Origin of the sequence: Citrobacter amalonaticus, assembly GCF_018323885.1 — a bacterium.
Classification (GTDB): domain Bacteria; phylum Pseudomonadota; class Gammaproteobacteria; order Enterobacterales; family Enterobacteriaceae; genus Citrobacter_A; species Citrobacter_A amalonaticus.
In genome coordinates this window covers 51,123-63,962 of record NZ_AP024586.1, presented here as the reverse complement: position 1 = coordinate 63,962, position 12,840 = coordinate 51,123, and the positions used below count along the sequence as shown (strand labels likewise).

The window sequence follows — 12,840 nt, the reverse complement described above, 5'->3', positions numbered from 1 at the left end:
CACATGTTCCTTAAAGTCATTCTTTTTCAGAGAACGTGTGAGATATGTCAGATACAAAAAGCAAGTGGCACTCTGTCGCCCTTGTGTCAGGAATTCTTTTCATCGCCATCAACCTGCGGTTTCCTTTTACTTCAATATCACCGGTTATAACGCTCATTCAGGATCATTTTCAACTGAGTATAACGTCAGTTGGATGGCTTAACTCATTGCCGTTATTTGCCTTTGCTGTGTTCTCGCCTTTGAGCGCGACCATTGCCCGTCGATTTGGTCTGGAGCGCACCCTTTTCTGCGCACTGATGGTTATTTCGGTGGGTATTCTGCTGCGTTCTGCAGGCAGCATGTGGGCGCTATATGTCGGAACGATACTTATCGGTACCGGTATCGCTCTGGGGAATGTCCTGCTGCCAGGCCTTATCAAGCGTGACTTCGCCGGAAATGTCGCCTCAATGACGGGTGCCTATTCCATCACAATGGGGGCTGCTGGAGCAGTGGGTTCGGCCATTATCATTCCTCTTGCACAACACCTTGGCTGGAATACTGCGCTCGCCCTCCTGGTGGTAGCACCAGCGCTTGCCCTGATTATCTGGTTTCCGCAATTGATCAATCATCAGAAGCTCAGGCTCTCAGGTCAGAATCAGACCACGAGTGTTTCAGTCTGGACCTCTCCCCTGGCATGGCAGGTAACTTTATTTATGGGGCTGAATGCCATGCCGTTTTACGTGGCAGTGGGATGGCTGCCGGCCATTCTTACGGATAATGGCATCTCTCCCGAAAGGGCAGGCGCTGTACACGGGATGCTGCAGTTCACCACCGCGATACCCGGGCTGATACTGGCGGCCACGCTGCGTCGTCTTAAGGATCAGAAACTGGCGGCCGTTGTTGTCAGTCTGCTGTCGGGAATTTCCCTTATCGGAATGTTATATACACCAGGCCTGTCGATGCTGTGGGCTGCCATTCTGGGATTTGGCTGCGGTGCCAGCATGATGCTGGGTCTGACCTTCATCGGATTGCGGACAACAAATGCGGGCGACGCTGCGGCACTGTCAGGCATGGCGCAATGTGTGGGCTATCTGATGGCCGCGATGGGTCCCCTGTTGCTGGGTAAAGTCCACGATTGGTCCGGTGGCTGGACAGTACCGTTGCTGATGACCGCTGCAATAACGGTGGCCGGTGCCTGTACCGGACTGGCCGCAGGACGCAACGTCTGCCTCGAACCTGCCGCCTCGGCAGGGTAACCGTTGCCGTCGCTAAAGCAGAAGATTGTTTTAAATATTCAGCTTCTAATACTATGAAAAGGCATAATTTTTATGGGTAATATTTTGATTATCAGTGGCGCTAAAAGTTTTAACTTCGCCAGAGGCGAGCTAAACGAGCTCTATGTCAATACTGCGCGTAAGGTGCTGAGCAAGCTTGGGCACAACGTCTCCGTAACGAAGGCTGACTGCGAATTTGAACCGCAGGACGAGATCACCAAAATCCTAAGCAGCGATGTATTGATTTATCAGATGCCCGGATGGTGGATGGGTGAACCTTGGACGGTAAAAAAATGGGTCGATGAGGTATTTACGGCGGGCCAGGGGGCCCTCTATGAAAGTGATGGCCGTACACGTTCTGATGACTCAAAAAAGTACGGATCGGGCGGGCTTCTTCAGAACAAAAAATACATGCTGTCCCTGACCTGGAATGCCCCGCTGGAAGCCTTTACCGATCCGGAACAGTTCTTTGAGGGTCAGGGTGTGGACGGGTTGTATCTTCAATTTCATAAGTTAAACCAGTTCCTTGGCATGGTTCCTTTGCCCACTTTCATCACTAATGATGTGGTCAAATCGCCGGATGTGGAAAATGAAATCCACCGTTTCAGCGAACACCTGATTGCGACATATTCCTGAACCAGGGCAACGCCCGATGTTTTCAGAACAGGGCTTGTCATTTCCGGGGGAAGGGTAAAGGATCAACCCTGCCCGACATCTGCATGATAATTCATACTTCGGGATAAGTTTTTCATGCGGTGATTTCACCCCCGGACGTCACCCTTTTGGAATAGTCCGGCAACCCAGTCAGCAAAAGCGCGAATCGCTGGAGAAAGAAACCGCTGATGCGGATAAAGCAATGTGACCGGAACTGATGGCGGTTGCCAGTCATCCAGAACTTCAACAAGCCTGCCTTTCTGAAGATCCTCAGAAACAATACTTTCTGCCAGCTGTGCCAGCCCAAAACCTTCAAGACACATTTTAATGTAGAGTCCCGTTTCGTTAACGGCTGCGTTTCCAGTTACAGGCACGTACAAATTTTCGGTGCCACGCAGGAAATGCAGCTCGTCTGTGCGCCTGCCCGAGCCGGAAAAATAGTGGATGGCCCGATGCTCTGACAAATCATCCGGGGTTTGAGGAATACCATATTCCTTGAGATAGTCAGGAGAGGCACAGGTGATCCACCGAAACCGGCCAAGTGGGCGGGCCACAAGCGTAGAGTCATTAAGCTCTCCCGTTCTGATCACGCAGTCAACGCCCTCCTGAACCAGATTCACCTGTCTGTCGCTGACGCCAATCATCAGGTAAATATCCGGATAAAGCCGGTAAAAATCTTTCAGGTTTGGCATAACGATGAAATGGGCTATCCCGCCCGGCATATCAACGCGTAAACGTCCCTGTGGCCGCCTTCCGGCATCCTTCAGCCCGGATTCTGCATGTTCGATTAAGGAAAGTATTTCCCTGCACTCACCGAGATACTGCATACCTTCAGGGGTAAGGCTGACCCGCCTCGTTGTCCGGTTAAGCAGGCGAACCTGCAAATACTTCTCAAGACTTTTTATCGTGCTGGTAACCGTCGATGAGGGCAGTGAAAGCGTTTCTGCTGCCCGTACGAAGCTCCCGGCTTCAGCCACGCGTAAAAAGATCTGCATAGCCTGAATGCGATCCATTTCTTCCTCTCAGCCGATAATCAGTGAAAATTATTATTCGTGAATTATGAATTATGAAAACAGTTTAAGAATCTTTTTCACTTTAATCGAGCCACGTATCGTTTCTCACATTGCTAAGAAAGAGGCTGTTCAGATGAACGATTACATCAGAAATATTGTGAATAACCAGACTGCAAACCCACCGTTAACATTGATTCGGGGCGCAACGATCCTGAGCATGGATGACAACGTGGGCAACATTGAGCACGGCGACATCCTTATTCGTGGTTCAACCATCACTGCCGTGGGTCAGAACCTGGACGCGCAGGATGCCCACGTGATAGATGCCACGAACATGATTGCCATGCCGGGTATGGTGGATTCACATCGTCACTCATGGGAAGGCCAGTTGCGTCGTATCAACCCTAATGCAACCTGTCTGGATGACTACAGCAACGCCACGCATTTCTCTTTCGCCAAATATTATCGCCCTGCCGATATTTATGTGGGTAACCTGCTTACTGCCCTGGGCGCAATTGATGCGGGTATCACCACCGTCATTGATAATTCCCACAACAGTCGCACCGCTGCACACTCTGATGCCGCCGTAGAGGCGCTGCTGGATTCGGGCATTCGTGCTATCCACGCCTCCGGGGCACCCGTTGCAGGCGAATGGGACAGAGCGCACTGGCCCGGTAACTGGCAGCGCCTGCAGGAGAAGTATTTCAAAAACAACCCTGAAGGACTTGTCTCTCTGGGTGTCATGGCCCAGCTGGAGCCGGAACTGTGGGCGGAGGCGCGTAGGCTGGGACTACCAATCGTCACAGAATTCTTCGGTGCTGAGATGGCCTCTGAACTTGAATCACTGCATCAGCAGGGGCTGTTGGGGCCGGACAATATTTTCAATCACTGCACGGCGCTGCCCGATGAGGGATGGGACATCCTGCGCAAAGCCGGTGTACGGGTAAACGTCTGCCCCCGTTCCGATTCGCACTATGGCATTAAAAGCGGGATGTTCGCCATTGAAGCCGCGCAGCGTCATGGTATCAACCCGGGCCTGAGTGTTGATAACGAAACGTCTTACAGTACCGATATGTTTATGGAAATGCGTGTGGCCTTTTACCTGCAAAGGGTAATGGGCATGCACCAGCAGCACTGCTGCGATTCACCCCACTCGCTGAAAACGCTGCCGGCAGCGCAGCTCCTTAAAGCCGCGACTGTCGATGGCGCAGCCTGTGCAGGGTTGCAGGACAAAATTGGCAGCCTGACGCCAGGCAAACAGGCAGACCTTATCCTGATTAACGCTGGCGATATCAATCTCTACCCGAACGGGAATGCTTTCGGCACCGTGGTGCATGCAACGGAGCGAAGCAACATCGATACCGTCATGATCGGCGGACGCATCTTCAAGCAGCATGGCAAAGTCGTGGGCGTGGACAGCGCGCGTCTTCACGCAGCGATTGATGAATCCCGGGCGCATTTGTTTGCCGCTGCCGGGTATGAGCCAGACATTTTTGCAGAGACCTTCCTGCCGCCGGCGCAGACTCACTGACAGGTATGAAACGTATGAGCATGATTTATTACGTCATCGCTTTTGCCGCAGGTCTTGGTATCACCCTGCAGACGACCCTGAACAGCCAGCTGGCCCGGGGGCTGGGAGGTGACCCTGTTACCGCTGCGTTATTTTCGTTTACGGCCGGCGCATTCAGCCTTGGCGTTTACGCATTTTTGCGCGGGGGACTGTTCACCTCGATTGTGGCCATTCCTTCTCAACCGCTGTGGAGCCTGGCGGGGGGGCTGATTGGGGCCTGCGCTCTTTTCAGCTATGTCGTGCTCGCGCCCAAAATTGGGTTTTCAGCCCTTCTCGGCCTGGCGATTGTCGGTCAGCTACTTTCGTCTCATATGATTGACCATTTTGGCCTTCTGGGTGCCATAAGGCGACCTGTTTCGTTGCTCAAACTGGCTGGGATGCTGGTCATGCTGGCCGGTCTTGCAATCATGCTCTTTGGTGATCGCCTGTCACACCGTTTCATGAACTGACAGAGAAAAATCATACACCGGTAGCGTCAGGAATTAATCCATTAAGGCAGGGAACCCTGCCTCACTGAGGTAACACAATGCTTACGATCGCAGCTCATGTCAGTAATGAACTGGGAGAATGTCCTCTCTGGTGTGAAAGAACACGCCGCCTGTACTGGACAGATATTGAGGGCCGTGAATTACTCGCCATGCAGGAAGACAGTGAAGAAATCAGCCGCTGGTCCTTACCTGAACGCCTCGGCTCATTTGCGCTGACTGAGAAAGAAAACGTACTGCTGATGGGTTTTGAATCCCGCCTCGGCTATTACGATCTGCAGAGCGGTATTTTTACCTTGATTGCTGCTTCACCTGGTGCCCAGGGGACACGTATTAATGATGGGCGCTGCGATCGCGCAGGGAATTTTGTATTCAGCTCAATGCACGACGGCAATCCCCTACAGGCTATTGGCAAATTTCACAGACTGAACGCAGCCACTCTGGAAACAGAGACGCTGAGTCTGCCTGCGGTGGCCATACCTAACAGCATCTGCTTCAGCCCGGATGGCTGCACCATGTATTACAGCGATTCCATGCAGGGACGCATTTTTTGTTGTGATTACCCTTCACTCAGCAATCAGCGAATTTTTACTGAAGTAGAAGACGGCGGCGCGCCTGATGGATCCTGCATTGATGCGCAGGGGTATCTGTGGAACGCCGAATGGGGCGGTAGTAGGGTTGTTCGTTACAGTCCTGCAGGAGAAATTCACAGCGTTCTGTCTGCTCCTGCCATTCAGACCACCTGTCCGGTACTTGGCGGCTCGTCTCTGAACGCGCTTTTTTGTACCAGTGCACGCTCGGGTCTCGCTGAACCTACCAGCTATGACGGTGCACTTTTCAGTATCCGTTCACCTTTTTTTGCCGGATTACCTGAAAGCCGGTTTGCAGCGCGCATAATATAACGTCTGGTATTTGTTCTGATTCATGCTGAGAAAAGAGTCCGCTTTTGGCACTTAGCTGCCGGAAGCCGCTCAGGCAAATTACAGGACATTTCTGTTTCGCAATGAAGGTGCCCTTTCTACTTTGCGTTGACACCCAGTTGTGGTGTTGGGACCACGGTCCCAGTTGTGGTGTCGGGACCACGGTCCCAGTTTTAGGGCTGGGACCGTTCGTCATGAGACATAATGAGAGTAAATAGAAATTTTAAAAATTATACTGAACCAGATTGTTGAAGTTTTTCAAGAATGCCTTCAATTTGTTCAATGCAATGCTGAGGAATCTTTGAACGGTCGAGGTTAAATACAATTCTATTTGCTTTGTATTGCGCAGTTGCTCCAGGAGCAAACTCACGGTTGAGTGGTGATGGTGTCACATTAACTTTAGAGGTCTTTAGAGCATTAGTTAAAAACTGAATGATTTCTTCTGTTTCAAACACAATACCACTTTTGCGTTTGTCCAAAAGTTCACTGATTTTTTCTAGCAGTAAGCCTTCATCATCACTAAAAAGACGATTCAAATTATCTCCAGCTCGTGCGGATAACTCACCGGGATGAGAGAAGAGCGTGATTAAATCACGAGGCAGCTTTGAAGTGTTGATACAACGCGTGATGATTTTACGGGAAATATTTTCAGCATCGGCTAATGCGGAAATATTGTTGTTGAACTCATTCTCCAGCCGGAATGAGTAACGCCTACCTCTTTCATATGCGCTTGTTGGCCTGTAATCATTACCAATCTTGCAGAGCGAATCCATTTGCTCATCATCAAGTTCTCCGACAAGAATGCGATATTCACTTGAAGTAAGTATCGCAGCCATACGACGACGGCTGCCATCAGCAACCTCTATGTAATCAGAGACTCTCCTACCAAAACCAGGGTTCTGCTGTCCTGTAAGCAGGAATGATGGAATTAGATCATCAAGCGCTTCTTCCGTCAGAAAATCCTGATCTCGCTCATTACCAACCCATACTCTCGTGGATATTCCAACACTATTTCCCGGTATAGTTTCCAGTGTAAATTTCACATCACGACCACAGACGGGGAGGGTGATTATGTTTCCTTTTGCCATTGCTCCAACCCTGGCGATTAGAGAATCAACCATAGGGGCAGCTGGAGCAGACGCTGGCGCAGCAGGAGATTGTGCTGGAGTAGATTTGGGTATTATCGGAGCACGTTTCATTATCTAATCTCCCAACGAGGTTTAATCAGTCGATCAAATATTTCATTGCAAACGGGTTCCCAGATCGCGAGTGCGTTTCGCCATGCACCTGTTGAAGAACGTTGATCTATGGCTTGCTCAAAGACGGTACGCATTCGAATTTGACCTTTACCTACTTCATCTGTTTCACGGACCACATTCTTTAAAACCATACTTCCCCAGGCGTCACGTATCTGCTCTTCCATCCAGGGAGACTGGGAACCATTATTATTACTATATTTTGTAAGAAGAATTCTGACATCAGGTTCGAAGCCTTGTAGATCAACGTTTTTCAGCAAATCACGCAACATATCAAAAAACTGTAGCGCCGATGTGTAATCAAAAAGTTCTGCCGGGGTAGGAACGATGAGTACATCAGCAGCACATACAACGTTAATCGTCCCTATACCGAGATTAGGAGCACTATCGATCACAACTACGTCATAGTCCTGAGCAACCGTTTCTATTGCAAGACGCAACATCATATGAGGTTCCGTGGGCAATTTTCCCTCATCAAAACGGCCCATAAGTTCAGTTTCAATACGATGCAAAGCCAGGCACGAAGGAATTATATCCAGACCCGGCCAACACGTTGGCTTAATTGCATATGTTGCATCATCTCTTTCGCCAAGGTAGAAGGGTAGAAGTGTATCTTCAGCATGGATATGCAGATCCGGAACCCATCCATGATACATGGACGCAGTACCCTGAGGGTCATTGCCTTCTATCAATAAAACACGCAGGCCTTTTAAAGCAAGGTCTTGAGCAAGATGGACAGACACAGAAGTTTTATAAACACCACCTTTATGTGCGGCAACTCCAATTACCGGTGGAACACCTTCATCCGGTCGACGCAGACGTGTACCAAAAACATCTCGCATATGATTAATCTGCTCAATGGTATATCCAACCCGCTGTTCTACCCGGCCACGCTTTTCCATGTCAGGATGGGGGAGGCGGCCTGCTTTTTCTGCATCCCGAATGGCTTGAGATGAAACACCAATAAGATCTGCAGCTTCCCCGACACGCCATCGACGTGTGATTTTTCTTGCTTCAGGGCTATCATCGTTGAATTGTGCAATAGCAATCGCTTGTGTCATTTCATGACCAGCTGCGATGCATTGGTCAAGAGTATCCATTAATCCCATCTTAAAGTCCTTTAGGTTAACTTTGCATGGATACATTAAATCTTGATAAATCACGCAAAGCAACACTAAAAATGCAAACCAACTTTAAAATTGCAAAGTTGTTCAAAAAATGACTAGGCAATCAGTTAATCAATAGTAAAAATATGGTAATTGCAGACCCCGCCATTCAGCACGCCGTGGTTACGAATGAAATTTTCTTGAAAGGGTAAATACAAAGGGTGCTAAGGGGGGAATATGAGTCTCGATACCGGGGAGTTGAAGAGGGAAACCAAGTGTGATTAAAGGGAGCTAAGGTGGGAACTTAAGAAAGTGACTTATAGAGGGAGCTGGAGATGGCACAGGGGAGCTAAGGAGGGAATAAGAAATAAAAAAGGGAGCTAGAACGGGAAGGAAGCTGTCGAACCGGGTTTCTCAGGGAGTTACAGGGAAGCTTATCCCGCTACAACTCCCCATATTTAACCAAATCAGTTCTCTTCAGCCCAACAACATACCCTTCGTTCAATATGCCGAGAAGATAGCCCGTCACAGGTCACCTTATGGAGCTGTGGGGCGATACCCTCTGCAGCTCACTTTTGGGTAAAAGTATCACCCGCTCTAAGTCACTTTTCCCTCTACAGGTCACTCGGTTTTAAGGCAGGGTTTCTACTAAGAACTCGTACCATAGTCTCACGTCCTTCTTTTTTAAGGAGATAGTCCAGGTAGCCAATACTTTTTAGTTTTTGCAAAGCAGCACGAATGACTTTGTTTTGATCGCTGATTCGATTGGTGAGCATCAGACGAGCTCTCAATCTGGTGAACGAAATGTCCGCAGGACGTTCAGGAAGGCTGGCCAAATAAGTGTATAGCGCCTGAGCAGCCTCCTGTCGTGGAAGCGCGTTTAGCGGCTTCTTACGCAGTAGGGTGAGATAATCAGCCCTATACAGCTCCCATAACTTGCTATCAGCCTCAAGCTCGATAGTATCTTCATCCGAGTTGAAACGTCCTGTCTTTAATAACCCTGTGACATAGGCGCCTTTTGAGCCGATAGTACTCAAAGTAATGGTCTTACCTCGAATACGTGTTAGAGAATCGCGTATGTTCCCACGAAGCCTTGAATCCAAGCGTTTTGAGGGTATCTGACATAGCCCCGCAAACTCATGAAATGAAAGAGTGATCGCGTTGCTGGCAATACCGTACTTTGAGAATGCGTGAATTATACCCATCCAGACCTTTAAGTCAGTAGAAAGGTTAAGCCTTGGCCCGGTGATAATGATCTTCGTATAACCTTCTGACCTTGAAAGCTCTAACGAAGACAAGATTTCGCTTGCATCAATTGCATCGCCTGAGTCACCGCTTTTGTTTGCTGGAACAAATATGCCTAAGCGCATCAATGCTGCAGGCTGAACACTTGAATTGCTGGTGACTGTTAGTGATTTCCCTTCGCCTTCTACAGATTCAGGGATAGCATCAGGGAAGAAGTATATGTTTTTATTAGAATTATCCAACTTATCCACCTTATGAAAAATTTATACAGTGCAGAAAGAATTTTCCCACCACAGCTCCCTATGTTACCCACTGTAACTCCCTTTTCTCCCTCTGCAAATCACTTTTTACCCTTTACAAGTCACCTTTTACCCATCACAGCTCCCTTTATACCCGCTTTAACTCCCTTTCTTCCCTCTACAACTCCCCATAACACGCCTTGAAGTCAGGTGGGACAAGGCTCTCAGCGATCGGGGATCTGTTTGGTTCTAATTGGAACTGTTAGGATCCATAAAGGATCTTATGTGGATCTAAAATATTGGATCTATTAACTGTATATGTGGATAACTAATCGGAATCATTCATCATTTATGGAAAGTGTAACATTCGTCACAACAGAACCTCCTCTCAAAACCGGATTAGCCCCACCTAACAATTACTTCTAAGCCATCTCAGGATGATTTCCTAAGCAGTAACTTTATAGCTAGCAGCCTCAATTGAGATTTAGTAAATGGTACTGGGTGCTGCGCAGCAAAGTCCGATATAAACTTCTGTGGATATGATCGGTTTGTGAACACCTATACTCTGTAACAACATATCCGCTATGCTGAAGTACAGCATTCGTGTTTTGTAAAAATGACGATACTTTTTGAGGGTAACCGATACGAAGAACGGAGCCCTATGAGCTACGGGAGTCGCAATCACTTCATCCGCTAAGTAAGAGAATCATGGTCCATGACTTCATATGGATGTCTATTCGCTTTAACCGGTTCATAAATTAGTACGCTCCGGTACTATAAACGGTGTAATCGCACTTCGACTAAGTTCGTATCAGAAAGTAGTATTGACCGGAGCGCTAACTACTGTACTGAAGCCTTTGAGATCCCTATTGAATATGGTCACCTGAAGAAAGTAGGTAGGACAACACATGAGCATCATTAGCTCATGACAGTTTTCTGGCTAATTATCTATTGTATCTTATAATGCCTATCGAACACGTATGGGAGCAGGGAGCTTACTTCAGAAATCTTAAGAGACCATTCTGAACGTGAACTATCTGGCTCAGAGCCGTTCTGAGAAGTGTAATCGATGGTAATTGGCGGATGAACTTTGTAAAACAAGCGCTCAGACTTAGGCTGTTGGTATGAATAATTGCCGTAGCATTACGGATAAGAATTGCCTCGCGTGCCAACATCATCTCCACCAGTTTAGATGTTGAACTTCTGATACCTATATTCAATTTCTTCAACTGCCGATAATCTTCTTTCAAGCTGGAAGTTACTTCGGGCTTTCCAAATTTACCCGCAAATACTATCTGCTCCAATAAACTGTAGCAATGCTGCCAGTTAAGTGACTGAAAGGCAATGTTCTGCCAGACAGGTAGCATTTCCTTTTCTCGGATCAATAACCGGTCAATTAGTGGTTTCTTTTTCCATATCAATCCTCAGCCAAGCATCCAGTCTTTTAACAATGCAGTGTACATGGTTCGACGTATCGCGCCGGATAAAATTATTTATTACCTGATCTCTGGCTTGCAATAACTAGCTTCTGAAGAAAGGTTAAGAGGATTACAAAGGCCAGAATAGCTATTTGTGAAGCAAACGATGCGTTTAGAAACATATAAAACAGTATTAAGAGCATAAAAATTCCTCCAATAGGTTGTTGTGTCTATTGTGTAACTTTTATTTCATGCCCTGATTTTCCTGCGACTGAGCATACATGACTTTTTAATCATTGCTTGCGTTTCGTATTCTGCAGCTGCGCGACCTAATGTCAGTAACGCGGCAAAACCGACTAGTCATCATTTGTAGCTTGATTGATGAGTTCTTAGCGTTGCGTTACCTCTGAGCCTAAAACCCGCTTTTGCGGTTTTTTTGGTGTCTTTTTGAACAAGATTACCTGCGCTCCGGTCGACGTATCCGGGCAGATCACACCGCACTGACACGACGTGCCAGCGGCATAATCCCGACTCCAGCTGAACTATTCAGTCAATTTTGACCTTTCAGCATGGCCACCGCTTCCATTTCTGGCATCTGGAACTGCACACGGTGTCGCGCGGCCACATCGAGTGCGAACACCTTCGTGTAGACCTCCGTCGAGCTGATGCTCTTATGCCCCATTAAACTCTGCAGCACCTTCAGTGGTATGCCGGCGTAAAGCATGTGCATCGCGTAGGAGTGGCGGAACGTATGGGGCGTCACCGGCACTGAGAACGTCACCCTGTCGGCCGCTGCGGCCTCCACCGCTTCGTTGAGCCAGGTCCGTACGGTACGGTCTGTGATCTCCCAGATACGCGCTTTTTCGGTTCTGCCGGTTCGTTTATTGCGGCGTTCGAGCGGAATTTTCAGGGTGGCCACCATCATCTCCAGCTGGCTGACATAGTTCGTATCTGAAAGGGGTACCAGTCGGTGAGCCTGACTGCCGGCGGGCGTACGGCCAGCCGTTCTGGAGGCTTTTTCAGTCCTTTGTTTAAGTGTGGCCAGCTGTACGAACGGGTAGGGTTGCACCAGAGAAAAATCAGACCGGGTCAGCGCGAGGGCTTCGTTAATGCGCGCGCCGGTATTCCACAGGGTTGCCAGCAGCATCTTACGGTGCAGATCGGGCACATAGTGGAGCAGGGCGCTCACCTCCGGTGCCAGCAGGTATTTAGGGAGTTCATCCTGAACGAGAGCCATCTGGCGCAGGGCCAGTGCTGCAGGGTAGTCAATGGCCACCGGCAGTTGGGCGGGCATTACGCCCTGAAATCCCCCCTGAATCACGGGCATGCTCATGCCGCTTCATCTCCGGCCTTCGAGGCAAGCCAGTTAAGTGCCGCCTCCGCATAATTTTCTTCAGCGTGAACCTCAATTCTGCCATGTTTTTCAAGCCGGCGACCGACTTCTGCAAGGCGGCTCTGCATGGCCAGCAGGCGGTCAGTCATCGATGCATACATACAGGCATGTTGTATCTGACGGGCAAAACTGTCGAATACTTCTTCAGACACTCCCACCGCTGCTTTGTCCGGTGGTAGCCGCCTGACCCCGTCTTTATCGGACTGTAATTGCTGACAAAAAGTCAGCAGTGCGATGATCTGCTCTGAAATGGATTTACTGGGTATTGTCATAATGAACGTTTCTCTG

General features: G+C 48.7%; 12 protein-coding genes. 5 read left to right on the top strand and 7 right to left on the bottom strand.

All coding sequences use genetic code 11. The features are described 5' to 3' along the window. Nucleotides 1-44: 44 nt before the first annotated feature. Complete coding sequence (locus tag KI228_RS22585; protein WP_141227311.1) at nt 45-1,235, top strand: MFS transporter; 1,191 nt, start codon at nt 45-47, stop codon at nt 1,233-1,235. 72 nt (nt 1,236-1,307) lie between these two features. Continuing rightward, nucleotides 1,308-1,889, top strand: a complete 582-nt coding sequence (locus KI228_RS22580; protein ID WP_141227310.1) for an NAD(P)H-dependent oxidoreductase — start codon at nt 1,308-1,310, stop codon at nt 1,887-1,889. A gap of 125 nt (nt 1,890-2,014) precedes the next feature. On the opposite strand, the gene KI228_RS22575 is transcribed toward KI228_RS22580, so the two are convergent. Beyond that, complete coding sequence (locus KI228_RS22575) at nt 2,015-2,920, bottom strand: LysR family transcriptional regulator (protein WP_141227309.1); 906 nt, start codon at nt 2,918-2,920, stop codon at nt 2,015-2,017. 133 nt (nt 2,921-3,053) lie between these two features. Between KI228_RS22575 and KI228_RS22570 the strand changes: the two genes are divergently transcribed. From KI228_RS22570 to KI228_RS22560, 3 genes are all read left to right on the top strand, one after another. After that, nucleotides 3,054-4,451 carry an amidohydrolase family protein gene (locus KI228_RS22570; RefSeq protein WP_141227308.1) on the top strand — a complete coding sequence of 466 codons (1,398 nt, stop codon included), beginning with the start codon at nt 3,054-3,056 and terminating at the stop codon, nt 4,449-4,451. Between the two features lie 14 nt (nt 4,452-4,465). Then, on the top strand, nt 4,466-4,939 hold the full coding sequence (locus KI228_RS22565; RefSeq protein ID WP_141227307.1) for a DMT family transporter: 474 nt from the start codon (nt 4,466-4,468) through the stop codon (nt 4,937-4,939). Nucleotides 4,940-5,016: 77 nt separating this feature from the next. Further along, nucleotides 5,017-5,877 (top strand): SMP-30/gluconolactonase/LRE family protein, encoded by an 861-nt coding sequence (locus tag KI228_RS22560; protein ID WP_141227306.1) that lies wholly within the window; start codon nt 5,017-5,019, stop codon nt 5,875-5,877. 248 nt (nt 5,878-6,125) lie between these two features. Here KI228_RS22560 and KI228_RS22555 read toward each other — a convergent pair whose 3' ends face one another. The 6 genes from KI228_RS22555 to KI228_RS22530 all read right to left on the bottom strand — a co-directional run bounded on the left by KI228_RS22555 (nt 6,126) and on the right by KI228_RS22530 (nt 12,824). Continuing rightward, entirely contained in the window at nt 6,126-7,094 is a 969-nt protein-coding gene (locus KI228_RS22555; protein WP_141227305.1) for a ParB/RepB/Spo0J family plasmid partition protein, read from the bottom strand. Next, nucleotides 7,094-8,260 (bottom strand): plasmid-partitioning protein SopA, encoded by a 1,167-nt coding sequence (sopA, locus tag KI228_RS22550; protein ID WP_080182917.1) that lies wholly within the window; start codon nt 8,258-8,260, stop codon nt 7,094-7,096. Before sopA ends, KI228_RS22555 begins: the two co-directional genes overlap by 1 nt. A gap of 611 nt (nt 8,261-8,871) precedes the next feature. Beyond that, on the bottom strand, nt 8,872-9,744 hold the full coding sequence (locus tag KI228_RS22545) for a RepB family plasmid replication initiator protein (protein ID WP_052452854.1): 873 nt from the start codon (nt 9,742-9,744) through the stop codon (nt 8,872-8,874). A 992-nt stretch (nt 9,745-10,736) separates the two neighbouring features. After that, the gene (locus KI228_RS22540; RefSeq protein ID WP_141227304.1) at nt 10,737-11,108 is read right to left on the bottom strand and encodes a hypothetical protein; all 372 of its coding nucleotides are present in this window, start codon (nt 11,106-11,108) and stop codon (nt 10,737-10,739) included. Nucleotides 11,109-11,709: 601 nt separating this feature from the next. Further along, the gene (locus KI228_RS22535) at nt 11,710-12,486 is read right to left on the bottom strand and encodes a site-specific integrase (RefSeq protein WP_212807614.1); all 777 of its coding nucleotides are present in this window, start codon (nt 12,484-12,486) and stop codon (nt 11,710-11,712) included. 2 nt (nt 12,487-12,488) lie between these two features. Further along, complete coding sequence (locus KI228_RS22530; RefSeq protein WP_212807607.1) at nt 12,489-12,824, bottom strand: hypothetical protein; 336 nt, start codon at nt 12,822-12,824, stop codon at nt 12,489-12,491. Nucleotides 12,825-12,840: the final 16 nt, after the last annotated feature.